Origin of the sequence: Mycobacterium sp. 48b (assembly GCF_048282725.1) — a bacterium.
Lineage (GTDB): Bacteria > Actinomycetota > Actinomycetes > Mycobacteriales > Mycobacteriaceae > Mycobacterium.
The window spans coordinates 4,721,642-4,744,022 of record NZ_JBLVUL010000001.1 but is presented as its reverse complement, the minus strand read 5'-3'; the positions used below and the strand labels follow the sequence as shown (position 1 = coordinate 4,744,022).

The window sequence follows — 22,381 nt, the reverse complement described above, 5'->3', positions numbered from 1 at the left end:
CGATCCGGGAAATAACTGGACGAAGTGTCCGGTTGTTTGGAAGGCTGAACCGGACGTAGCGTCCACTTACTTGGAGGTTGTCATGACCACGCTTCTTCACATCGACGCGAGCGCCCGCAGTCGTTCCGTCAGTCGGCAGATCGGCGCAGAGTTCGCCCGGTCGTGGCGGGCTGCCTGCCCGAGTGGGCGTTACCTCTACCGGGACGTCGCTGCCGATCCCGTGCCCTTCATCGGTGAGGGCTGGACCGAACTCTGTGACGCGGTACTGGCTGCGGGCGGCACCGATCTGGACCGGCTCGAAGGATTGGCGAGGACGCCCGAGCAGGCCACGGCCTGGGCGATCGTGGCGCCGCTTCTGAGTGAACTGCGCGCGGCTGACGTCGTGCTGATCGCGACGCCGATGTACAACTACTCCATCCCCGCCTCGCTCAAGGCCTGGCTGGACCAGGTGACCTTCCCGCGAATGTCCCTGGCGCCGAGACGGTTTGTGGTGGCTACTGCCCGTGGTGGCGCCTACTCGCCCGGCTCACCCAAAGCCGCATTCGACTACCAGGAGCGGTTCTTGCGGGATTTCGTCGCCGGACACTACGCGGTGGCAGACACCGTGTTCATCAACGCCGAAATGGCCAACGCGCTGGTGGATCCCGCGTTGGCGCAGTTCCGGTCCGTGCACGACGACTCGCTCACGCAGGCCCTCGCAGCGGCACGCGACCTTGGGGCGGAGTATGCGAGATGAGCTGGCTGATACTGGGTTTGGCGGGGCTGGTGGAGGTCGCCTGGTCGCAGAGCATCAAGCCGACCGAAGGTTTCACCCGTCCACTGCCCACGGTCGTGTGCGTTGCGGTCGGGGCGCTGTCGGTGTACCTGCTGTCGTTGGCGATGCGCGGGCTGCCGGTCGGCACCGCATACGCGGTCTTCACCGGTATCGGCGCGGTCGGCGCCATCACGTTGGGGATGCTCATCCACCGCGACCCGTTGAGCGTGGGGCGGGCCCTGGCCCTGTCGATGATCGTGGGCGGGATCGCGCTCGCCCGGTTCACGAATCCGGGTTGACCCCGGTGGCCGCCAGATAGGCGCGCCCCCGCGGGGCGAGCCGATAGCCGACGTCGAGGCTGGCGGTCAGGCCCAGTCCCTTGAGTTGGCGCACCCGTCGTTTGAACCGCGGCACTTCGAGGCCGACGCGCGCCGCCAGGTCCGGCGCGCGGACGGCTTCGTTGGCAGCGATCATCGCCAGGTACCGGCGGGTCCATGCACCGTCACCGCCTGCCGCGTCCCAGCGGTTCAGCCGCTCGTCGATCGCCCGGACGTCGGCGTCGGACAGCGCGTCGTCGGCAGCCAGAACGGGCCGCTCGTCGGGACCCAGATACGAGACTCCGATGAGGTAGGTGTGCGCGGCGGGTCTCCGGTCGAGCTGAGACTGCGCCGTTGCGGCATCCGGATATCCGGCGGCGCGGGCTTGCGCGGCATTGATCCGGTAATCGCCCGGGTGTTCGGTGACCGACTCGATTCGAATCGTGCCGGCCTGGGTGCGTTGGGTTCCGCCGGGTTTGGCCCGGGGCTTGTCCCAGCGCCGTAGCACCAGCGAGATGGTCCCGTCGGCAATGCCGTCGGCAGTCAGCCGATCTAACAGCACGATCACGATCGTATGTCGCAACCATGATTTCGCCGCGGGCGTTCCTAGGATCGCCGCGTGACTGATCGCTACGGTTCCGACATCCTGGCCCGAAATCCGCACACCCCGAAGCTGACTCGATCGAAGGAGCAGCCCGCGGACAAGGGCCTGGTCGTCGAGGATGCCCAGAGCGGTTACGTGGGTGCGGTGGTACGGGTCGAGGGCGGCCGAGTCGAACTCGAGGACCGCCGGGGCAAGGTGCGGGCTTTCCCGATGGGGCCGGGTTTCCTGATCGACGGCAAGCCCGTCAGTCTCGTGGTGCCCAAGCGGACCGCGGCACCGTCGCGCACGGCGTCGGGATCGGTCGCGGTGCCGAATGCCAAGGCGCGGGTCGCGCTGGCCAGCCGGATCTATGTGGAGGGCCGCCACGACGCCGAGCTCGTCGAGCAGGTCTGGGGCGCTGATCTGCGTATCGAAGGTGTCGTCGTCGAATACCTCGGTGGCGTCGATGACCTGGCCGACATCGTGTCCGAGTTCGCGCCCGGCCCAGGGCGCCGGCTGGGCGTGCTGGTCGACCACCTGGTCACCGGCTCCAAGGAGGCACGTATCGCCGAGGCGGTTCGCCGCGGCCCCGGCGGCGGGCACACCCTGGTGGTCGGACATCCGTTCGTTGACATCTGGCAGTCCGTCAAACCGGCCCGGCTCGGGATGAAGGCGTGGCCGACGATTCCACGCAACGTGGAGTGGAAACACGGCATCTGCGAGGCGCTGGGCTGGCCGCACCAGGATCAGGCCGACATCGCGCGCGCATGGCAGCGGATCCGCGGCCGGGTCCGCGACTGGAACGACCTGGAGCCCGCGCTGATCGGCCGGGTCGAGGAACTCATCGACTTCGTCACCGCACCGGCGTAGCCCTGTCGCGTCGGCGTGGTAAGCAGAAGGCGTGTCCGACGGTTTGTTCGACGTGCCAGGCGACCCGGGGCCGGGTGACCCCGGGTCGCTCACCGCACCCGGCACCGCTCCACTGGCGGTGCGGATGCGCCCGGCCGGGCTCGACGAAGTCGTCGGCCAGACCCACCTGCTGCAGGCGGGCTCGCCGTTGCGCCGCCTGGTGGAGGGGTCCGGCGCGGCGTCGGTGATCCTCTACGGCCCGCCCGGCACCGGCAAGACCACCCTGGCCTCGCTGATCTCGCAGGCCACCGGCCGCCGGTTCGAGGCGCTGTCGGCGCTGAGCGCGGGCGTCAAGGAAGTCCGCGCGGTGTTGGAAAAGGCGCGTGTTGCTCTCGTGCATCACGGCGAACAGACCGTGCTGTTCATCGACGAGGTGCACCGCTTCTCCAAGACCCAGCAGGACGCGCTGCTGGCGGCCGTGGAGAACCGGGTCGTGCTGCTGGTGGCCGCCACCACCGAGAACCCGTCGTTCTCGGTGGTCGCACCGCTGCTCTCGCGATCATTGATCCTGCAGTTGCAGCCGCTGACCCCGCAGGACATCGAGACCGTGCTGCGCCGCGCGATCACCGACGCGCGGGGCCTCGGTGGTGCGGTCGAGGTCACCGATGAGGCCGTCGACCTCATGGTGCAGCTCTCCGCCGGCGATGCGCGGAGGGCGCTGACCGCGTTGGAGGTGGCGGCCGAACCCGGTGAGCGGGTCACCGTTGAGATCATCGAGCAGTCGCTGGACAAGGCGGCCGTGCGTTACGACCGCGACGGTGACCAGCACTACGACGTCGTCAGCGCCTTCATCAAGTCGGTACGCGGATCCGACGTCGACGCGGCCCTGCACTACCTGGCCAGGATGCTGGTGGCGGGGGAGGACCCACGCTTCGTGGCGCGCCGGTTGATGATCCTGGCGAGCGAGGACATCGGGATGGCCGACCCGACCGCGCTGCAGACCGCGGTCGCCGCAGCCCAGACCGTGCAACTGATCGGGATGCCCGAAGCGCAGCTGACGCTGGCGCATGCCACGGTGCATCTGGCCACCGCGCCCAAGTCCAATGCGGTGACCGCGGCGTTGGGTGCGGCGATGAGCGACATCCGGGCCGGGAAGGCCGGGCTGGTGCCCCCGCATCTGCGCGACGGCCATTACTCGGGAGCGCAGAAACTCGGCAACGCGGTGGGATACAAGTACGCCCACGATCATCCCGACGGTGTTGTGCCACAACAGTATCCGCCAGACGATCTGGTGGGAACGGACTACTACCAGCCGACCGGGCGCGGTTTCGAACGCGAGCTGGTCTCCCGGGTGGACAAGCTGCGGGCCATCATTCGCCGCAGGCGTTGACGCCGCCGAGGTGAAGCGAAAACCACGGCCCCGGTTGAACATTCAACCGGGGCCGTGGTGCGGGGCAGCTGGTCAGCGCAGCAGGCCGGACCGTCGGGTTCCGAGGATGCCGGTCCTTCTGCGTCCCATGAGAGCGGATATCAGGGCCACCCCGAGCGCGGCCACGATGACCTGGACGAGTAGCTCGAGCCAGTCGACGCCGCTGGTCGCCGTGGGGACGCCCATGGCGCGTGCGAGTGCGGTACCGATGAACGCGGAGACGATGCCGACCAGGATCGTCACCAGAATGCCGATGGGTTGTCTGCCGGGAACGATCAGCCGGCCGATCACGCCGACGACAATGCCGATCAGGATCGCGCTGATGATGCCGGTGATGGTCATTTCTCCTCCAGGGCTGTGTTGGGCTGGAGGGAGATACCCCCGGCGATCACCGTCCAAACGGTGCCGTCAATTCTGGACGCGTTCTCGGTCAGGCCATCTCGGGTACCCGCAGGTGGGCCAGGACGAGTTCGAACTCTCCGACGTCGATCTGATCGGCGCTCAGGTCGCGGAGCCGCGCAGTGCGCAATGCCCGTGCCTGATCGCGGTTGCGGTCCATCGCGTCGGCGCTGTCGAAGGTGGCCGAGGAGACGGCTCTGCCGGACCCGCGGTCGATCATCAGGCTGGCGCTGCAGAACCCCTCGAGGTCTTCCATCGCGGGCAGTACCGAGGTGCGATAGAACTCCACGGCCCGGTCGAACAGTTCGGGGCGCGTTCGCAGCCACGTCGCCCTTACCCAGGCGCCGGGTCCGGAGTACTGCTCGCGGTGGACCACCGCGATCTCCCATTCGTCGACGGTGGCGGTGCCTTCGAATGCCTCCACCACCCGATGGCGCATCGGCGCCACCGCGGCGGCACTGGCAAGCATCGCCTCTTCAGACCGCCAGGCTGTCGTCAGGACACACTCGCCCGATTCCCGGTTCACCATCAGGGACAGGCCCACACAACCGTCGATGGTGTCTATGGCGGGCATCACCTCGTCGCGGACATGGGCGATTCCGGCGTTGACGGCCCGGGTGCGCGCCGCGATCGTGGTTGAACGTGCGAACACGATCCACCCCTTCCTGCCAGGGCGGCGCCCGGTGGCGCCACCGGTTCCACCCCCCAACCTTCCTCCGGTGCGTCGCAGGTGGCAATGGTGTGGCGGGAGGCTCGTAGGCTGGTCGGATGGACACCGACGTGATCGACGTGGACACCTCGCGGCGCCGCATCGTCGATCTGACCGACTCGGTACGCACGTTCTGCGGCGCGCACCGCGATGGCCTGTGCAACGTGTTCGTGCCGCACGCCACGGCCGGGGTGGCCATCATCGAGACTGGTGCGGGGTCCGACGACGACCTGCTCGATACCCTGGAACGGCTGTTGCCGCGCGACGACCGCTACCGGCACAGCCACGGATCGTTCGGTCATGGCGCAGATCACGTGCTGCCTGCGCTGGTGTCACCGTCGGTGACGCTGCCGGTCCAGGCGGGCAGCCCACTGCTGGGAACCTGGCAGAGCGTGGTGCTGGTCGATCTGAACCGCGACAACCCACGGCGGTCGGTGCGGCTGAGCTTCCTGGGGGCGTGAGGCTCGTCGCCTTTTCGGCGTGAACGCGCAGAACGGTAATGTAAAGCGGTCGAACTGGTGGTTGCCTGCGCAACCCCAGCCACCCACGAACACGAGGACACGAGCAACGTGCAGACACACGAGATCAGGAAGCGCTTCCTCGATCATTTCGTGAAGGCAGGCCACACGGAGGTGCCCAGTGCCTCGGTGATCCTCGACGACCCCAACCTGCTGTTCGTCAACGCCGGCATGGTGCAGTTCGTGCCCTACTTCCTCGGTGCCCGGACCCCGCCGTGGGACCGCGCCACCAGCGTGCAGAAGTGCATCCGGACCCCTGACATCGACGAGGTGGGCATCACCACCCGGCACAACACGTTCTTCCAGATGGCAGGCAACTTCTCGTTCGGCGACTACTTCAAGAAGGGCGCCATCGAGCTGGCGTGGACCCTGCTGACCAACCCGGTCAGCGAGGGCGGCTACGGGTTCGACCCGGAAAAGCTCTGGGCAACGGTCTATCTGGACGACGACGAGGCCATCGCCCTGTGGCAGGAAGTCGCCGGGCTGCCGCTGGAGCGCATCCAGCGCCGCGGCATGGCCGACAACTACTGGTCGATGGGCATCCCAGGACCGTGCGGACCGTGCTCGGAGATCTACTACGACCGCGGCCCCGAATACGGCATCGAGGGCGGGCCCGAGGCCAACGAGGACCGCTACATCGAGATCTGGAACCTCGTGTTCATGCAGAACGAGCGCGGCGAGGGCACCTCGAAGGATGACTTCGAGATCCTCGGGCCGCTGCCGCGCAAGAACATCGACACCGGTATGGGGGTCGAGCGCATCGCCTGCCTGTTGCAGGGCGTGGACAACGTCTACGAGACGGACCTGGTGCGGCCGGTGATCGATCTGGTCGCCGGGATCGCCCCGCGCGGTTACGGCGCGGGCAGTCACGAGGACGACGTCCGTTACCGCATCATCGGCGATCACAGCCGCACCGCGGCGATCATCATCGGCGACGGTGTCAGCCCCGGCAACGAGGGTCGTGGCTACGTGCTGCGACGGTTGCTGCGCCGCATCATCCGCGCCGCCAAGCTGCTCGGCGTCGAGGAACCGATCATGGGCCGGCTCATGACCACCGTGCGCGACGAGATGGGCCCGTCCTACCCGGAACTGGTCACCGACTTCGAGCGGATCAACCGCATCGCGGTGGCAGAGGAGACGGCGTTCAACCGCACCCTGGCCGCGGGCTCGCGACTGTTCGACGACGCCGCAGCGGCGACGAAGAAGTCGGGGACGACGGTGCTCTCCGGCTCCGACGCATTCACCTTGCACGACACCTACGGCTTCCCGATCGACCTCACCCTCGAGATGGCCGCCGAGGCGGGCCTTTCCGTCGATGAGCAGGGCTTCCGGTCGCTGATGGCCGAGCAGCGTCAGCGGGCCAAGGCCGACGCCGCCGCCCGCAAGCAGGCCCACGCCGATCTCTCCGCGTACCGCGAGCTGGTCGACACCGGGCCGACCGAGTTCACCGGCTTCGACGAATTGTCCACCGAGGCGCGCATTCTCGGCATTTTCGTGGATGGTAAGCGGGTGCCGGTGGTGACGCACGGGGACGTGGACGCCGAGCGCGTCGAACTGATCCTGGACCGCACCCCGTTCTATGCCGAGGCGGGCGGCCAGATCGCCGACGAGGGAACGATTTCCGGCACGGGCGCCTCGGGCGCTGCGAAGGCCGCCGTCACCGACGTGCAGAAGATCGCCAAAACGCTGTGGGCGCACCGGATCAACGTGGAGTCCGGTGAGTTCGTCGAGGGTGACACCGTCACCGCCGCAGTCGATCCGAAGTGGCGTCATGGTGCCACGCAGGGGCACTCCGGTACCCACATGGTGCACGCCGCGCTGCGGCAGGTGCTGGGCCCCACCGCCGTTCAGGCCGGTTCGCTGAACCGTCCGGGCTACCTGCGGTTCGATTTCAACTGGCAGGGTGCGCTCACCGATGATCAGCGCTCGCAGATAGAAGAAGTCACCAACGAGGCGGTTGAGGCCGACTTCCAGGTGAACACCTTCGTCACCGCCCTGGACAAGGCCAAGGCGATGGGCGCCATGGCGATGTTCGGCGAGAACTACCCGGACCAGGTCCGGGTGGTCGAGATCGGCGGCCCTTTCTCACTGGAACTCTGCGGTGGTACGCACGTGCACAACTCGGCCCAGATCGGCCCGGTGACCATCCTCGGGGAGTCCTCGGTCGGATCCGGCATCCGCCGGGTCGAGGCCTACGTCGGCCTCGAATCCTTCCGCCACCTGGCCAAGGAACGTGCCCTGATGGCCGGACTGGCCTCGTCGCTCAAGGTGCCCTCCGAAGAGGTGCCCGCCCGGGTGGCCAATCTGGTCGAGCGTCTCAAGGCCGCCGAGAAGGAACTGGACAAGGCCCGCCTGGCCAACGCCCGGGCCGCGGCGGCCAACGCGGCGGCAGGCGCCGAGACCATCGGCAAGGTCCGGGTCGTCGCCCAGCGGATGGCCGGTGGCATGTCGGGCGGTGATCTGCGCACCCTGGTCGGCGACATCAAGGGCAAGCTCGGCAGCGACCCGGCGGTGATCGCGCTGATCGCCGAGGGCGAGGACGACGCGGTGCCCTTCGTGGTCGCGGTCAACCCGGCCGCTCAGGATCTGGGGCTGCGCGCCAACGAGCTGGTCAAGCCGTTCAGCGCAGCGGTCAACGGCCGCGGCGGCGGCAAAGTGGACATGGCACAAGGTTCCGGTAAGGGGGCGGCGGGTATCGACGCGGCATTGGCCGCGCTGCGCGCCGAGATCGGCCGGGGCTAGCTTCGTGTCCGACACGGTCGACGACCGGCTACCGGACCGCCCAGGGGACGATGACCCCGGACGTGGACGGCGCATCGGCATCGACGTCGGAACCGTGCGGATCGGCGTGGCAAGTTGCGACCCCGACGGGATCCTGGCCACCCCGGTCGAGACCGTTCAGCGGGACAAACGGGACCGGTCGGGCAGACACCTGCGCAGACTGGTGACCCTGATCGGCGAGTACGAGGCCGTCGAGGTCGTTGTCGGGCTACCGCGAACGCTCGCCGACCGGGCCGGCAGCTCAGCCGTCGACGCCGTCGAACTGGCCGATCTGCTGGCTCGCCGAATCGCCCCGATACCGGTGCGCCTGGCCGACGAGCGGCTCACTACTGTTTCGGCTCAGCGGTCGTTGCGTGAAGCGGGAGTCCGGGCAGAGGGACAGAAGGCGATGATCGACCAGGCCGCTGCGGTTGGCATTCTGCAGAGCTGGCTGGATCAGCGGCGTGCGGCCCTGGCTGCGCGCGGAGAGGGCATGGATGGCTGAGAAGTGGGGTGCCGACAAAGCGAAGCCGGAGGTGGTCGGACCACCGCGGCGCGGGCTGAGCAAGGCCGAGCGCGCTCGCAAAGCCCGCAACGACCGGAAGCGGCGTGTCACCAGAGGTTTCTCCCTGGCAGCACTCATCGTGGTGTTGATCGGGGCGGTGTTCCTCGGTTCCAAACTGTGGCACAGCATGTCGGGCTCCTCCAACGACTACGCCGGCGACGGTGTCGCCGATGTCGTCATCCAGGTCCACGACGGCGACTCCACGACGGCCATCGCCAAGACGCTGCAGGACAAGAAAGTGGTCCTGACGGTCAAGGCGTTCGTCGACGCGGCCCACAAGAACGAGGCGATCTCGGCGATCCAACCCGGGTTCTACAAGGTGCGCACCGAGATCCCGGCGGCCAATGCCGTTGAGCGCCTGGCGGATCCGGATAGCCGGGTGGGCAAACTGACGATCCCGGAAGGTCGTCAGCTCGACGACATCGCCGACGTCAAGACCAAGGCTGTCACCGAAGGCATCTTCACGCTGATCTCTCAGGCCTCGTGCGTCGAACTGGACGGCGAGAAGCGTTGCGTACCGGTCGACGAACTCCGCGCCGCAGCGCAGACGGCACCGGCCGCCGCGTTGGCGGTACCCGACTGGGCCGCGGCCCCGGTCGCGGCCATGCCCAACGACCACCGGCGGCTGGAGGGGCTGATCGCCCCCGGCACCTGGAACGTCGACCCCGCGGGAACGGCACAGGACATCCTGTCCACCCTGATCGCAGGCAGTGCCACCGTCTACACCCAGAGCGGTCTGCTCGACACCGCGGCCGCGATGCAGCTGTCGCCGTATCAGATCCTCACCGTCGGATCCTTGGTCCAGCGCGAAGCCAAACCACAGGACTTCGCGAAGGTCGCGCGGGTGATCTACAACCGGCTCGCCGAAAACCGCAAGCTGGAGTTCGACTCGACCGTGAACTATCCGCTGGACCGCCAGGAAGTGGCGACCACCGACGACGACCGGGCCAAGGTCACCCCGTGGAATACCTATATGAGTCAAGGGCTTCCGCAGACTCCGATCTGTTCGCCCGGCACTGATGCGCTGGCCGCGGCCGAGCGTCCGGCCGAGGGGGACTGGTTGTACTTCGTGACCATCGACCTGCAGGGCACCACGCTGTTCACCCGCGACTACGACCAGCACCTGGCCAACATCGAACTGGCGCAGCACAACGGTGTCCTCGACAGTGCCAGATAGGGGAGTCCGGCGCGCGGCCGTTCTGGGCTCGCCGATCACCCATTCGCGCTCGCCGCAGCTGCACCTGGCCGCCTACCGGGCGCTGGGGCTGCCGGCGTGGACCTACGACCGCATCGAGTGCACCGCAGAACAGCTGCCCGGCCTCGTCGGTTCCCTCGGCCCGGAATGGGTCGGACTGTCGGTCACCATGCCGGGCAAGTTCGCCGCACTGGAGTTCGCCGATCAGCGCACCGAACGCGCCGAACTGGTGGGTTCGGCCAACACCCTGCTCAGGATGCCCACCGGTGGCTGGCGCGCCGACAACACCGACATCGACGGGGTGGTCGGGGCGCTCGGCACCGCCGGTGACTCGGCACTGGTGATCGGATCGGGCGGCACCGCCCCGGCCGCCGTCGTGGCCCTGGCCGAGCTCGGTGTACAGCGGATCACCATCGTGGCGCGCGACGAGGGCAAGGCGTCGCGGCTGGTGGAGTTGGCCGGCCGGTGCGGAGCGCAGGGCAGCTGGTGCGACATCGGCAGCACCGCGCTGACCGACGCGGCAGCCACTGCCGATGCGGCCGTCAGCACCATCCCGGCCGCCGCGGCCGCCACCTACGCGGGCACGCTGGCCAGGGTGCCGCGCGTGCTCGACGCCATCTACGACCCGTGGCCGACCCCGCTGGCCGAGGCTGTCGAGGCGGCGGGCGGTGAGGCGATCAACGGGCTGCAGATGCTGCTGAACCAGGCCTTCGCCCAGGTGGAGCAGTTCACCGGCATGCCGGCTCCCAAAGAGGCGATGAGAGACGCGCTGTCGGCGCCTTAGCCTCGATGGATGGGGGTGGGGGTAACCGTCATCGCGGGCGGCTGGCTGCTGGCGCTCAGTGGTTATGACATCGCCGAACGCAGGCTGCCGAACTGGCTGACCCTGCCCGGCGCCCTGCTCGTTCTGGTGGCGGCGGCCGTGGCGGCTCGCGGTCTTGCCGCACTGGCCGGGGCTGCGACGCTGTCTGCGCTGTACCTGGTGGTGCATCTGTGCTCGCCGCGGGCCTTGGGCGGGGGAGACGTCAAGCTCGCGGTCGGGCTGGGCGCGATGACCGGAGCCTTCGGTGCCGACGTGTGGCTGCTGGCGGCGCTGGCCGCACCAATGCTCACCGCATGCCTTGCGCTCGGTGCCGCGGCGCGCGGCATCCGCACTGTGCCGCACGGACCTTCGATGTGTGCGGCGAGCGCCGCGGCGGTTGCCCTGGTGTTGGTGTAGCCGGCGGATTTCGGGAGGCAAACCCCGACGTGGGAGAATGACAGCCGTGTTGCGTTGGACCACAGCTGGTGAATCCCACGGCCGCGCCCTGGTGGCCATGCTCGAGGGGATGGTTGCCGGCGTACCCATCACCTCCGAGGAGATCGGGGCGCAGCTCAAGCGTCGTCGTCTCGGCTACGGCCGGGGTGCCCGGATGAAGTTCGAACAGGACCAGGTCACCATGCTGGCCGGGGTCCGTCACGGCACCACCCTGGGCGGCCCGATCGCCATCGAGATCGGCAACACCGAATGGCCCAAGTGGGAGACCGTGATGTCTCCGGACCCGGTGGACCCGGCCGAACTCGATGTGGCGCGTAACGCCCCGCTGACCCGTCCCCGCCCGGGCCACGCCGACTACGCCGGCATGCTCAAGTACGGCTTCGACGACGCCCGCCCGGTACTGGAACGTGCCAGCGCACGTGAGACCGCCGCTCGGGTGGCCGCAGGCACCGTGGCCCGCGCCTTCCTGCGTGCTGCGCTCGGTGTCGAGGTGGTCTCGCACGTCATCTCCATCGGCGCGTCCAAGCCCTACGACGGTCCGCCACCGCAGTTCTCCGACCTGGCGGCGATCGACGACAGCCCGGTCCGGGCCTTCGACAAGGACGCCGAGGCGGCCATGATCGCCGAGATCGAGGACGCCAAGAAGGACGGCGACACCCTCGGCGGTGTGGTCGAGGTCGTGGTCGAGGGGCTGCCGATCGGGTTGGGCTCGTTCACCAGTGGCGACAACCGCCTCGACAGCCAGCTCGCCGCCGCGGTGATGGGTATCCAGGCCATCAAGGGCGTCGAGATCGGCGACGGCTTCGAGACCGCGCGCCGTCGCGGCAGCGTCGCCCACGACGAGATGTACCCCGGCCCCGACGGGGTCCTGCGTTCCACCAACCGGGCCGGCGGCCTGGAAGGTGGCATGACCAACGGCCAGGCGCTGCGGGTCCGGGCCGCGATGAAGCCGATCTCGACCGTCCCGCGGGCGCTGGCGACCGTCGACATGGCGACCGGCGAAGAAGCCGTCGCCATCCACCAGCGTTCCGATGTGTGCGCGGTGCCGGCCGCCGGCGTGGTGGTGGAGACCATGGTCGCGCTGGTGGTGGCCCGCGCAGTGCTGGAGAAGTTCGGTGGGGACTCGCTGACCGAGACCCGCGCCAACATCGACGCCTACCTGCGGGCCGTGCGCACGCGAGGAGCGGGTCCGGATGATGCCGAGCGCGAGCCGGCGGCGCAGGCCTTGGGCTGATGGCCCCCAAGGCGGTACTGATCGGCCTGCCGGGCTCGGGCAAGTCGACCATCGGCCGCCGGCTGGCCAAGGCGCTCGACCTCACGATGCTCGACACCGACGCCGCGATCGAGGAGACCACCGGCCGCACCATCGCCGACATCTTCGCGACCGACGGCGAGGCGGAGTTCCGACGTATCGAGGAAGAGGTCATCCGCTCGGCGCTGGCCACCCATGACGGTGTGCTGTCCCTGGGCGGCGGCGCCGTCACCACCCCTGGGGTGCGTGCCGCACTGGCCGGTCACACCGTCGTCTATCTGGAGATCAGCGCGGCCGAGGGGGTGCGCCGCACGGGCGGTTCCACGGTCCGGCCACTGCTGGCCGGGCCCGACCGGGCGGAGAAGTTCCGTGCGCTGATGTCCGAACGGGTGCCGCTCTACCGCCGGGTCGCGACCATGCGGATCAACACCAACCGGCGCAATCCGGGGGCGGTGGTACGCACCATCGTCACGCGGCTGGAAAGCCCCCCGACCCAGAAGCCGCCGCAGAAACAGGCACAACAGCAACGGACGGCCAAGCGCCGCCGGCGCCGCCCACCGTGGCGGCGTGGGGCGGCGTCAGGATCCTCTTCGGGCTCCGAGGCCAAGAGTGGCACGCCCCCGGCGACCCCTTCCAGCACTGAACCTGCAGCCATACCCACCCCCGCGGCCCTGGCCGCTCGCAACGCGGAGCGACATGATGACTGACCCGGTAATCGTCGAGGTACTGGTGGACCGGCCCTACCCGGTCATCATCGGGACCGGCCTGCTCGGGGAGCTGGGAAACACGCTCGAAGGGCGTCACAAGGTGGCGATCCTGCATCAGCCGGTGTTGACCCAGACCGCCGAAGCTGTCCGGCAACACTTGGCCGACAAGGGAATTGAAGCCCACCGCATCGAGATCCCGGATGCGGAGGCGGGCAAGGAACTGCCTGTCGTGGGCTTCATCTGGGAAGTGTTGGGGCGCATCGGCATCGGCCGTAAGGACGCGGTGGTCAGCCTGGGCGGGGGAGCGGCGACCGACGTCGCGGGCTTTGCTGCGGCCACCTGGCTGCGCGGTGTCGACATCGTGCACGTGCCGACCACCCTGCTGGGCATGGTCGATGCGGCGGTGGGCGGCAAGACCGGGATCAACACCGACGCCGGCAAGAACCTCGTCGGTGCGTTCCATCAGCCGGCTGCGGTGCTGGTGGACCTCGCCACCTTGGAAACGTTGCCGCGCAACGAGATCGTCGCCGGAATGGCCGAGATCGTGAAAGCCGGTTTCATCGCCGATCCGGTCATCCTCGACCTGATCGAGGCCGATCCCGAGGCCGCGCTCGATCCCACCGGGACTGTCCTGCCCGAGCTCATCCGCCGGGCCATCGCGGTCAAGGCCGAGGTGGTTGCTGCCGACGAGAAGGAATCGGCACTGCGCGAGATCCTGAACTACGGCCACACCCTCGCGCACGCCATCGAGCGCCGCGAACGCTACAAGTGGCGCCACGGCGCCGCGGTGTCGGTGGGACTGGTGTTCGCCGCCGAACTGGGCCGGCTCGCCGGACGCCTCGACGACGAGACCGCCGACCGGCACCGTTCGGTGCTGACCGCGCTGGGCCTTCCGGTCAGCTACGACGGCGACGCGCTGCCCCAGCTGATGGACTACATGGCAGGCGACAAGAAGAACCGTTCGGGTGTCCTGCGGTTCGTCGTGCTCGACGGGCTGGCCAAGCCGGGCCGCCTGGAAGGCCCGGATCCGTCGCTGTTGGCGGCCGCATACGCAGAAGTGGCGCGGACCTGACGGTCCGCGCCACGTGCCCCTGAATCTTCGATCTGCCCTGGCGGGCAGGAGCTCGCTACTGCTTGGGTTGCTCGGGGTAGTCGACCGGCGAGGTCGCATCGGCGTCGGCACGTTCTGACGCGCCGTTGGCGCTCACCGCGGCGAACACGTCGGTGTCGGCGCGATCGTCGGCTGCCAGGCCATGGTGGCGCTGGCGCGGCCTCGGCGGGGCCTTGCGGTCCACCAACCAGCGGCCCACCGTCACGCCCGCCACGCCGAGCAGGAACACCAGCAGCGCGGTGAACGCCGCGAACGTGGTGACCTCGTTCAGCAGTGCATCGGTGTAGAGGCTCTTGTAGAAGAGCCCGATGAACCAGGCCACCGCGCCGCTGACGATCCCGGCGAACAGACCGGCGATCAGCCAGGTCATCGCCATGTCGGCCCGACGATCCGGATCCGGGTTGGCACGGGCGTCGGCCTGACCGTCGAACAGGCCCCAGATCAGCACCCCGATGCCGAACAACGTGACCAGCCCCAGGCTGAACCAGGTGGCGTTACCCGGCGAGGCGTTGATCAGTGCTCCTTGCAGTAAGCGCACGATGACCATCGCTGTTGCGAACACCACTCCGCGCAGTAACCACTTGCTCATGGGGGCACACTGTAGCGAGTAGCGTCACAGACCGTGACTATTTCCCAGCGCAGGGATCGGCTGCGGCGTCGGCTGACCGAGCGGGGCCTGGACGCGATGTTGGTAACTGACCTGGTCAACGTGCGTTATCTGTCCGGATTCACCGGTTCCAACGCCGCCCTGCTGATCCTCGCCGAGGACACCACGCCGGTGCTGGCCACCGACGGGCGCTACCGCACGCAGGCCGCGCACCAGTCGCCGGACGCCGAGGTGGTCATCGAGCGGGCCTGCGGGTCGCACCTCGCCGGGCGCGCCGCCCGCGCCGGAGCCCTGCGGCTGGGTTTCGAGAGCCATGTGGTGACCGTGGACGCCTATGCGGCGCTGAAGAAGGCGGCCGGCGACACGGTCGAGTGGGTACGCGCCGCGGGCACCGTGGAGGCCCTGCGCGAGATCAAGGACGTCGGGGAGATCGCGATGCTGCGATTGGCCTGCGAGGCCGCCGACGCGGCGCTGATGGACCTGCTGGAGCGGGGTGGTCTGCGTCCCGGCCGCACCGAGCGTGAGGTGCGCAACGAGCTGGAAGCCCTGATGCTCGATCACGGTGCCGACGGGCCGTCCTTCGAGACCATCGTGGCGACGGGCACGAACTCTGCCATCCCGCACCACCGGCCCACGGAGGCGGTGCTCGCCGCGGGGGACTTCGTCAAGATCGATTTCGGCGCCCTGGTGGAGGGTTACCACTCCGACATGACGCGCACGTTCGTGCTGGGCCCCGCGGCCGACTGGCAGCGCGACATCTATGGGCTGGTGGCCACCGCGCAGCAGGCGGGGTGCGACGCGTTGGCTCCCGGAGTGTCGCTGAGCGCGGTGGACGCCGCATCGCGCCAGGTCATCGCCGATGCCGGCTACGGCGACAACTTCGGCCACGGCCTCGGACACGGTGTCGGGCTGCAGATCCACGAAGCGCCGGGAATCAATGCCGCTGCCGCCGGTACACTGCTTGCTGGCTCTGCGGTCACCGTTGAGCCAGGTGTCTACTTGCCCGATCGCGGCGGTGTCCGGATCGAGGACACCCTGGTCGTCGGAGAGTCGGCACCCGACCTGCTTACCCGGTTCCCCAAGGAACTGGCCATTTTGTGACAAAAGCTTAGGAGCTACACCCTCATGGCATCGACTGCCGACTTCAAGAACGGGCTCGTCCTGCAGATCGACGGACAGCTGTGGCAGATCGTCGAATTCCAGCATGTCAAGCCGGGCAAGGGCCCGGCCTTCGTGCGGACGAAGCTGAAGAACGTGGTGTCCGGCAAGGTCGTCGACAAGACCTACAACGCCGGCGTGAAGGTGGAGACCGCCACCGTGGACCGCCGCGACGCCACCTACCTGTACCGCGACGGCAGCGACTTCGTCTTCATGGATTCCGAGGACTTCAACCAGCATCCGCTGTCCGAGGCGCTTGTCGGCCGGCTGGCCGACTTCCTGCTGGAGAGCCTGCCGGTGCAGATCGCCTTCCACGAGTCCGCCCCGCTGTACCTGGAACTGCCGGTGTCCGTCGAGCTCGAGGTGTCCCACACCGAGCCCGGCCTTCAGGGCGACCGTTCCAGCGCAGGCACCAAGCCCGCCACCATGGAGACCGGCGCCGAGATCCAGGTTCCGCTGTTCATCAACACCGGCGACAAGCTCAAGGTCGACACCCGCGACGGTAGCTACCTCGGCCGCGTGAATGGCTGACCATGCCTGACCGCCGTGGCGACCGGGGCCGTCACCAGGCCCGCAAGCGCGCCGTGGATCTGCTGTTCGAGGCCGAGGCGCGCGGTCTGACGCCGGAGGCGGTGGCCGATGGCCGTGCCGCGCTGGCCGAGGATCAGCCCGACGTCACCCCGCTCAATCCCTACACGGTGTCGGTGGCGCGCGGTGTCACCGAGCACGCCGCCCACATCGACGACCTCATCTCGGCGCACCTGCAGGGGTGGACGCTGGAGCGGCTGCCCGCCGTGGACCGCGCCATCCTCCGGGTGGCGGTCTGGGAACTGCTGCATGCCGAGGACGTCCCGGAGCCCGTCGCCGTGGACGAGGCCGTCGAGCTCGCCAAAGAGCTGTCGACCGATGACTCGCCCGGATTCGTCAACGGCGTACTGGGCCAGGTGATGCTGGTGACCCCGCAGATCCGCGCCGCCGCCGCAGCCGTTCAGGGCGCGGTCCAGGACCGACCCGAGCAGTAGGAACCAAAGATGTGTCCCGGACATCGGGACCATCGATGCCGTGCAGTGCCACGATGTTGTTACGTGTGTAGTCACACGTAACAACATCGGAGGCCGCTGATGGGACACGAGCCGGGAAGAATCGCGGACGTCGGCGAGGACGGCCTGCACCTGCACGCCTGCCCGCTCTGTGAGGCCATGTGCGGCTTGGAGATTCAGGTCTCCGGCGGCAAGGTTGCGAGCGTTCGGCCGAACAAGTCCGACCAGTGGAGCGCGGGCCACATCTGCCCGAAAGGTGCGTCGCTGGCCGCGCTGCACGACGACCCCGACCGGATCCGCCGGCCGATGATCAAGGTCGACGGCGAGTGGCACGAGGTCGACTGGGACACCGCGTTCCGTCGCTGCACCGAACTGCTCGCCCCGGTCATCGAGAAGTACGGCATCGGCGCGGTCGCGGCGTATACCGGAAATCCTCTGGCGCACTCGTTTTCGCTGTCGCGCTACTCGGCGATCCTGCTCGGCCTGTCCGGCATGCCGATCACCTACTCGCCGGGCACCATCGACCAGTGGCCCAAGAACCTGTCGTCGCACCTGATGTACGGCAGCTGGTGGGCCTTCCCGACGCCGGACATCCAGCGCACCGATCTGCTGGTGGTCATGGGCGCCAACCCGGCGGCGTCGCAGGGCTCGTTGCTGGCCGCCCCCGACGTGATGGGCATCATCGGCGGTATCCGTAAGCGCGGCAAGGTGATCGTCATCGACCCGGTGCGCACCGCGACCGCCGCCAAGGCCGACGAGTGGTTGCCGATCACGCCCGGCACGGACGCGGCACTGCTGCTCGGCGTCGTCCACACCGTGTTCGACGAGGGGCTGGTCAACCTCGGCGAGTTGGAGCGCCACCTCGACGGAGTGCCGACCCTGCAGCAGGCGGTCGCCGATTGGTCGCCCGAAAAAGTTTCTGCGGCAACGGGTATCGACGCGGAGCGTATTCGTGCACTGGCGCGTGAGCTGGCCGGGACACCGCGCGCGGTCGTCTACGGCCGGATCGGCACCTGCAATCAGGAGTTCGGCAGCCTGGCCAGCTGGCTGGTGGACGTGGTCAACATCGTCACCGGTCACTTCGACACCCCCGGCGGCGCGATGTTCGCCACGCCGACGGCGTGGACGGTCACGAGCCAGCCGATCCCGGGCCTTGAGGACGGGGCGCCGAACTTCGGCCGCTACCGCACCCGGGTTCGTGGCGCCAAAGAGGTGCTCGGACAGGTGCCGGTGTCATGCATGCTCGAGGAGATCACCACGCCAGGGGAGGGGCAGCTCAAGGCCCTGATCACCGTCGCGGGCAACCCGGTGCTGTCCACCCCCGGCGGCGACAAACTCGACGAGGCGCTGCCGAAGCTGGACGCGATGATCTCGGTGGACCTGTGGCTCAACGAGACCACCCGGCACGCCGACGTCATCCTGCCCGGGGCCTCGGCGCTCGAACAGCCGCACTCCGCCGACCTGCTGCTGGGTGCGGCGGTCAACAGCTTCGCCCGGTACTCCCCGCCGGTATTCCACCGCGAGGATCGCGACGCCCCGGAGGAATGGGAGATCCTGATCCGCCTGACCGGGCTGTGCACCGGCACGCCGGCCGAGGATGTCGACATCGCCGCGCTCGATGACGGCTGGTTCGACTACCTGTGTTTCACCCAGGGTCTCGACGGCGCCGAGATCCGCAAGCATTACGACCACGGCGGCCCGGAACGGATGCTCGATCTGACGCTGCGGACCGCCGCGTTCGGCGACCGGTACGGCGAGAACCCCGACGGCCTGACGCTGGACAAGCTCAAGGCCCACCCGGACGGAATCAACTACGGCCCCATGGTGCCGCGGGTGCCGGACGTGCTCGGTACCGCCGACCGGAAGATCCGGCTGGCGCCGCAGTATCTGCTCGACGACCTGCCGCGGCTGGCCGAGCGGCTCGATCGGGCCCCCGATGAACTGGTGTTGGTGAGCCGGCGCCACCTGCGGTCCAACAACTCGTGGCTGCACAACGTCGGCGCGTTGATGAAGGGTCGCGACCGGTGCACTCTGCTGATGCACAGCCGGGATGCGGCCGCCAGGAGGATCTCCGATGGTGACGACGCGGAAGTGGCGTCAGCAGGCGGGAAGGTCGTGGTCCCGGTAGAGGTGACCGACGCGATCAAGCCGGGAGTGGTGTCGATGCCGCACGGCTGGGGCCATGGTCAGCCCGGTACGCGGCTCGGTGTCGCCAACGCGTCGCCGGGGGTCAACACCAACATCCTGTCGCTGCCCGATTTCCTCGACGAGCCGTCGGGGAACGGCGCGCTCAACGGCATCCCGGTGACCGTCAGCCGAACGCTCACCGAGGCTTAGAGCGGAACTCGATCACGTTGCACGCCTGCGTGGCTGCGTGGCCGCGTCAAGAACCTCGTTCCGGTGGAACCAAGAGTTCCTCGGGGTGGAAGTGGTGGTTGAGGGTGTCCTGCCCCGTATCCATCAGGGGCGGCGGGTGCCAGTGGATGCGGCCGGTGTCGGGGTCGACGCTGGTGGTCCAGCCCAGCCCGACGAGGCGGTTGTCGGGTCCGCAACTCAGTGCGAGGTCGGGGGCGTCAGTCTGACCGCCGTGTTGCCAGTCGGCTTTGGCGTGGTGGGCCTGGCAGTGGTCGGCGGGTGCGGTGCATCCGGGTCGGGTGCAGCCGCGATCGCGGTTGTAGAGCAGTAGGCGTTGGGCTTTGGTGGCCAGGCGGGTGGTGCGGGCCATGTAGAGCGGTTGCGCGGTGTGGTGTTGGTACACGATGAGGTAGTGGAAGCTGTGTTCTGCCAGCCGGATCAGGTCGTGCATCGGCATGCGGATGCCTGACCCGGTGACGGCGATGCCGGCGCCGGCTTCGAGTTCGGCCAGGGTGGTGGAGACGACGACGGTGACCGGTAGGCCGCCGTGTTGGCCGAGTCGTTTGGACATCAGCACTTCGCGCAGCGCCATTTTGAGTGCGTCGTGGTTGCGCTGGGCTTGGGTCCGGGTATCCCGGGCTGCGGCGGCCTGCTGCTCTAGTTGAGCCTGCTCGGCGGTGTCGGCGTCAGGGTCTGTGGCGCCGGCAGCGGCAGGAGCCTGCGGGTCGGCCAGGCCGGCCCCCGGTAGGTCGGTGTCTGCCGCATTGCCTTCGGCGTCAGGGGCACCGGGCATGTCGAGTGGGTTGGGTGTGGGGTTGTGGACCGGCTGTTGGTCATCGGGGTTGTTGATGCCGGGTTGACCCCACACGCCGGTGACAGCCGTGAGATACGACGCTGCCTCGGGGTCCAGCCAACCCTGGACGTGCACCAGTCCGTCGGCGTCCTGTTTGCCGATCCGCAGACCGCGCAGGTGGGCGGCGATGTCGGGGCTGTCGCCGTCCTGGTTCAGGAGGTACAGCAGTTTGTCGGCGGCAGCTTTGAGTGTTTCTGGGGTGTCGCGGGTCGCAGCGGCCACCAGGTCCGATTCGATCTGGCCGAGTTCGGCGGTGCTGACGTATTTCTCGGCCTTGGCCACGGTGTCGCGGATGATCGTGATGTGTTCGGGGTTGATCGAGCCTGACAACAGCGCATCGGCACACGCGGGCAGCAGTGGCTCCAGCACCTCACCGCCGATGGCATATCGCGGCCCCAACTCGGCGGCTGCGGCCACGCGGCGGGATGCTTCCTTGCCGCTGATCCGCATCCGGGTGGCCAGCACATCCTTCCAGGACTTGCCGCCGATCTCGTGCGGGGTGGCCTGAGCCATCAGAGCGGCCTGGATCCGGTGATCGATCATCGCCTCGGTGCGGGCGTGGTGCTCCCGCTGGGATTGCAGCGCCAACAATTCCGCGGTGGCGAACCTGGTGAAATCGACATCGACCAGCGACGCCGTCGCGGCGTGGTGACCGGCCAGCGCGGTATGCAGCGCGTCCCGGTCCAGTGCCAACCCGAACTTCATGATTCGAACACTAGTTCGATACCCTGACAACAAACCGTGAATTGGTACTGGCGAGGCAAAAGTGGCCAAAGTTTCTCGGGCTGGTGCGGCGATGTTTCGATCATCGCGATTTGTAAATTCTTGTCGGGGCCGAGGTGGCGTAATGCCGGTCGGCCTCGCGGTTTCGCCAGGTACTTCCGGGTCGGTCGGCGGCGCAATCAGTTAACCTGCGTCGACGGCGTATCCGCCGCACTGCGGGTGCCCTGAAAAGCCCCTTACCTTGAGTGCGTGTCGCAGCCCGAAGCCCGTCCCGTATCGCTGCCGAATCGCCGTGCCCGTGCCGATCGGGCCCGGCAGGTGGCCGACGTGCTGCGCCACCAGATCTACGAGGGGACCTATGCCGACGCCCTGCCTGCCGAGGCGGACCTGGCCGCCGAATTCTTCGTCTCCCGCAACACCGTCCGTGAAGCCCTCGCCGTCCTCAAGACCGAGGGTTTGATCGACCGCGGCACCAAGGTGGGCACGCACGTGGCGGGCCGCAAGTACGACCACGGCCTGGACGCGTTGGTGGGGCTCAAGGAGACCTTCAAGGACTACGGCGACGTCCGCAACGAAGTCCGTGCGGTGCAGCGGCTCTCGGCCCCGCCCGCAGTGGCCCGCAAGCTCGCCGTCGAGCCCGGCGCCCAGGTGGTCTTCATCGAGCGGCTGCGCTATCTCGCCGACCTGCCGCTGTCGCTGGATCTGACCTACCTGGCTCCCGAGATCGGCGAGCAGGTGATCGGTCATGCCCTGGAGAGCAACGACATCTTCGCGCTCATCGAACGGGTCAGCGGGCACCGCCTGGGCGGGGCGAGTCTTGCGCTGGAGGCGGTTTCGGCGGACCCGCATACCGCGGCGACGCTACAGGTGCCCGCCGGATCCGCGCTGCTGATGGCCGAACGGCTCACGAGTCTGGACGACGGCACGCCCGTCGACCTGGAGTACATCAGAATGCGTGGTGATCGAATCACCATGCGCGGCAACCTCGTTAGGAGAGATGCATGACGCTGGTCAATCAACGCGCCGATGTCCCGGTGACCATCGACGAGTCCCTGTGTATCGAGGGCTGCACGCTGTGCGTCGACGTGTGTCCGCTGGATTCGCTGGCGATCAATCCCGAGAACGGCAAGGCCTTCATGCACGTCGACGAGTGCTGGTACTGCGGCCCGTGCGCGGCCCGCTGTCCCACCGGCGCCGTCACCGTCAACATGCCCTATCTCATCCGCTAGAGGACCCGAT

The 22,381-nt window shown here is 68.3% G+C and carries 23 protein-coding genes and 1 pseudogene; 19 read left to right on the top strand and 5 right to left on the bottom strand.

Annotated elements, in window-relative coordinates; all coding sequences use genetic code 11:
* The first annotated feature begins 82 nt into the window (after positions 1 to 82).
* Positions 83 to 736 (top strand): FMN-dependent NADH-azoreductase, encoded by a 654-nt coding sequence (locus ACNQR1_RS23135; RefSeq protein ID WP_418048028.1) that lies wholly within the window; start codon positions 83 to 85, stop codon positions 734 to 736.
* Positions 733 to 1,053: a DMT family transporter gene (locus ACNQR1_RS23130; protein ID WP_418048027.1), complete on the top strand. Its 321-nt coding sequence runs from the start codon at positions 733 to 735 to the stop codon at positions 1,051 to 1,053. The genes ACNQR1_RS23135 and ACNQR1_RS23130 overlap by 4 nt, the downstream gene beginning before the upstream one ends.
* On the opposite strand, the gene ACNQR1_RS23125 is transcribed toward ACNQR1_RS23130, so the two are convergent.
* Positions 1,037 to 1,633, bottom strand: coding sequence for a hypothetical protein (locus ACNQR1_RS23125; RefSeq protein ID WP_418048026.1), 597 nt, complete (start codon positions 1,631 to 1,633; stop codon positions 1,037 to 1,039). The two genes, ACNQR1_RS23130 and ACNQR1_RS23125, sit on opposite strands and share 17 nt — an antisense overlap.
* Before the next feature lie 57 nt (positions 1,634 to 1,690).
* Here ACNQR1_RS23125 and ACNQR1_RS23120 point away from each other — a divergent pair, with 57 nt between their 5' ends.
* Together ACNQR1_RS23120 and ACNQR1_RS23115 are read left to right on the top strand one after the other, a co-directional pair.
* Complete coding sequence (locus ACNQR1_RS23120; RefSeq protein WP_418048025.1) at positions 1,691 to 2,524, top strand: DUF3097 domain-containing protein; 834 nt, start codon at positions 1,691 to 1,693, stop codon at positions 2,522 to 2,524.
* 31 nt (positions 2,525 to 2,555) lie between these two features.
* A complete protein-coding gene (locus ACNQR1_RS23115; RefSeq protein WP_418048024.1) occupies positions 2,556 to 3,893 on the top strand; it encodes a replication-associated recombination protein A in 1,338 nt (445 codons plus the stop codon).
* Between the two features lie 72 nt (positions 3,894 to 3,965).
* Here the strand turns inward: ACNQR1_RS23115 and ACNQR1_RS23110 are convergent, their stop codons facing one another.
* Both ACNQR1_RS23110 and ACNQR1_RS23105 read right to left on the bottom strand, forming a co-directional pair.
* Complete coding sequence (locus ACNQR1_RS23110; RefSeq protein ID WP_064887059.1) at positions 3,966 to 4,274, bottom strand: GlsB/YeaQ/YmgE family stress response membrane protein; 309 nt, start codon at positions 4,272 to 4,274, stop codon at positions 3,966 to 3,968.
* 88 nt (positions 4,275 to 4,362) lie between these two features.
* Positions 4,363 to 4,983, bottom strand: coding sequence for an antibiotic biosynthesis monooxygenase (locus ACNQR1_RS23105; RefSeq protein WP_418048023.1), 621 nt, complete (start codon positions 4,981 to 4,983; stop codon positions 4,363 to 4,365).
* A gap of 128 nt (positions 4,984 to 5,111) precedes the next feature.
* On the opposite strand from ACNQR1_RS23105, the gene ACNQR1_RS23100 reads away from it, so the two are divergent.
* The 9 genes and pseudogenes from ACNQR1_RS23100 (at position 5,112) to aroB (ending at position 14,367) form a co-directional block, all read left to right on the top strand.
* The gene (locus tag ACNQR1_RS23100) at positions 5,112 to 5,501 is read left to right on the top strand and encodes a secondary thiamine-phosphate synthase enzyme YjbQ (protein WP_418050465.1); all 390 of its coding nucleotides are present in this window, start codon (positions 5,112 to 5,114) and stop codon (positions 5,499 to 5,501) included.
* Between the two features lie 108 nt (positions 5,502 to 5,609).
* On the top strand, positions 5,610 to 8,300 hold the full coding sequence (alaS, locus tag ACNQR1_RS23095; RefSeq protein ID WP_418048022.1) for an alanine--tRNA ligase: 2,691 nt from the start codon (positions 5,610 to 5,612) through the stop codon (positions 8,298 to 8,300).
* 4 nt (positions 8,301 to 8,304) lie between these two features.
* Positions 8,305 to 8,823: a Holliday junction resolvase RuvX gene (ruvX, locus tag ACNQR1_RS23090; protein ID WP_418048021.1), complete on the top strand. Its 519-nt coding sequence runs from the start codon at positions 8,305 to 8,307 to the stop codon at positions 8,821 to 8,823.
* Complete coding sequence (locus ACNQR1_RS23085) at positions 8,816 to 10,060, top strand: endolytic transglycosylase MltG (RefSeq protein WP_418048020.1); 1,245 nt, start codon at positions 8,816 to 8,818, stop codon at positions 10,058 to 10,060. Before ruvX ends, ACNQR1_RS23085 begins: the two co-directional genes overlap by 8 nt.
* The gene (locus ACNQR1_RS23080) at positions 10,050 to 10,862 is read left to right on the top strand and encodes a shikimate dehydrogenase (protein ID WP_418048019.1); all 813 of its coding nucleotides are present in this window, start codon (positions 10,050 to 10,052) and stop codon (positions 10,860 to 10,862) included. The genes ACNQR1_RS23085 and ACNQR1_RS23080 overlap by 11 nt, the downstream gene beginning before the upstream one ends.
* Positions 10,863 to 10,871: 9 nt before the next feature.
* The gene (locus ACNQR1_RS23075) at positions 10,872 to 11,297 is read left to right on the top strand and encodes an A24 family peptidase (RefSeq protein ID WP_418048018.1); all 426 of its coding nucleotides are present in this window, start codon (positions 10,872 to 10,874) and stop codon (positions 11,295 to 11,297) included.
* A 46-nt stretch (positions 11,298 to 11,343) separates the two neighbouring features.
* Positions 11,344 to 12,570: a chorismate synthase gene (gene aroC / locus ACNQR1_RS23070; protein WP_418050464.1), complete on the top strand. Its 1,227-nt coding sequence runs from the start codon at positions 11,344 to 11,346 to the stop codon at positions 12,568 to 12,570.
* Positions 12,570 to 13,076, top strand: a pseudogene (locus ACNQR1_RS23065) (shikimate kinase); the annotation flags it as partial. The gene aroC and the pseudogene ACNQR1_RS23065, both read left to right, overlap by 1 nt.
* A gap of 211 nt (positions 13,077 to 13,287) precedes the next feature.
* The gene (aroB, locus tag ACNQR1_RS23060) at positions 13,288 to 14,367 is read left to right on the top strand and encodes a 3-dehydroquinate synthase (RefSeq protein WP_418048017.1); all 1,080 of its coding nucleotides are present in this window, start codon (positions 13,288 to 13,290) and stop codon (positions 14,365 to 14,367) included.
* Between the two features lie 55 nt (positions 14,368 to 14,422).
* On the opposite strand, the gene ACNQR1_RS23055 is transcribed toward aroB, so the two are convergent.
* Positions 14,423 to 14,995 carry a B-4DMT family transporter gene (locus ACNQR1_RS23055; protein WP_418048016.1) on the bottom strand — a complete coding sequence of 191 codons (573 nt, stop codon included), beginning with the start codon at positions 14,993 to 14,995 and terminating at the stop codon, positions 14,423 to 14,425.
* A 33-nt stretch (positions 14,996 to 15,028) separates the two neighbouring features.
* Between ACNQR1_RS23055 and ACNQR1_RS23050 the strand changes: the two genes are divergently transcribed.
* From ACNQR1_RS23050 to ACNQR1_RS23035, 4 genes are all read left to right on the top strand, one after another.
* Positions 15,029 to 16,114 (top strand): aminopeptidase P family protein, encoded by a 1,086-nt coding sequence (locus tag ACNQR1_RS23050; protein ID WP_418048015.1) that lies wholly within the window; start codon positions 15,029 to 15,031, stop codon positions 16,112 to 16,114.
* A 24-nt stretch (positions 16,115 to 16,138) separates the two neighbouring features.
* Positions 16,139 to 16,702 (top strand): elongation factor P, encoded by a 564-nt coding sequence (gene efp / locus ACNQR1_RS23045; protein WP_418048014.1) that lies wholly within the window; start codon positions 16,139 to 16,141, stop codon positions 16,700 to 16,702.
* 2 nt (positions 16,703 to 16,704) lie between these two features.
* On the top strand, positions 16,705 to 17,193 hold the full coding sequence (gene nusB, locus ACNQR1_RS23040; protein ID WP_418048013.1) for a transcription antitermination factor NusB: 489 nt from the start codon (positions 16,705 to 16,707) through the stop codon (positions 17,191 to 17,193).
* A 99-nt stretch (positions 17,194 to 17,292) separates the two neighbouring features.
* Positions 17,293 to 19,548 carry a molybdopterin-dependent oxidoreductase gene (locus ACNQR1_RS23035; protein ID WP_418048012.1) on the top strand — a complete coding sequence of 752 codons (2,256 nt, stop codon included), beginning with the start codon at positions 17,293 to 17,295 and terminating at the stop codon, positions 19,546 to 19,548.
* A gap of 46 nt (positions 19,549 to 19,594) precedes the next feature.
* Here the strand turns inward: ACNQR1_RS23035 and ACNQR1_RS23030 are convergent, their stop codons facing one another.
* On the bottom strand, positions 19,595 to 21,124 hold the full coding sequence (locus tag ACNQR1_RS23030; RefSeq protein ID WP_418048011.1) for a DUF222 domain-containing protein: 1,530 nt from the start codon (positions 21,122 to 21,124) through the stop codon (positions 19,595 to 19,597).
* A 267-nt stretch (positions 21,125 to 21,391) separates the two neighbouring features.
* Between ACNQR1_RS23030 and ACNQR1_RS23025 the strand changes: the two genes are divergently transcribed.
* Positions 21,392 to 22,147, top strand: a complete 756-nt coding sequence (locus tag ACNQR1_RS23025; RefSeq protein WP_418048010.1) for a GntR family transcriptional regulator — start codon at positions 21,392 to 21,394, stop codon at positions 22,145 to 22,147.
* Entirely contained in the window at positions 22,144 to 22,371 is a 228-nt protein-coding gene (locus tag ACNQR1_RS23020; protein ID WP_003880761.1) for a 4Fe-4S dicluster domain-containing protein, read from the top strand. Before ACNQR1_RS23025 ends, ACNQR1_RS23020 begins: the two co-directional genes overlap by 4 nt.
* Positions 22,372 to 22,381 lie beyond the last annotated feature (10 nt).

Coding starts and splice junctions, on each gene's coding strand:
- nusB (WP_418048013.1), top strand. CDS start 16,705: ATGCCTGACCGCCGTGGCGACCGGGGCCGTCACCAGGCCCGCAAGCGC.
- ACNQR1_RS23035 (WP_418048012.1), top strand. CDS start 17,293: ATGGGACACGAGCCGGGAAGAATCGCGGACGTCGGCGAGGACGGCCTG.
- ACNQR1_RS23135 (WP_418048028.1), top strand. CDS start 83: ATGACCACGCTTCTTCACATCGACGCGAGCGCCCGCAGTCGTTCCGTC.
- ACNQR1_RS23075 (WP_418048018.1), top strand. CDS start 10,872: ATGGGGGTGGGGGTAACCGTCATCGCGGGCGGCTGGCTGCTGGCGCTC.
- ACNQR1_RS23020 (WP_003880761.1), top strand. CDS start 22,144: ATGACGCTGGTCAATCAACGCGCCGATGTCCCGGTGACCATCGACGAG.
- efp (WP_418048014.1), top strand. CDS start 16,139: ATGGCATCGACTGCCGACTTCAAGAACGGGCTCGTCCTGCAGATCGAC.
- ACNQR1_RS23030 (WP_418048011.1), bottom strand. CDS start 21,124: ATGAAGTTCGGGTTGGCACTGGACCGGGACGCGCTGCATACCGCGCTG.
- ACNQR1_RS23110 (WP_064887059.1), bottom strand. CDS start 4,274: ATGACCATCACCGGCATCATCAGCGCGATCCTGATCGGCATTGTCGTC.
- ACNQR1_RS23085 (WP_418048020.1), top strand. CDS start 8,816: ATGGCTGAGAAGTGGGGTGCCGACAAAGCGAAGCCGGAGGTGGTCGGA.
- aroB (WP_418048017.1), top strand. CDS start 13,288: ATGACTGACCCGGTAATCGTCGAGGTACTGGTGGACCGGCCCTACCCG.
- ACNQR1_RS23130 (WP_418048027.1), top strand. CDS start 733: ATGAGCTGGCTGATACTGGGTTTGGCGGGGCTGGTGGAGGTCGCCTGG.
- ACNQR1_RS23055 (WP_418048016.1), bottom strand. CDS start 14,995: ATGAGCAAGTGGTTACTGCGCGGAGTGGTGTTCGCAACAGCGATGGTC.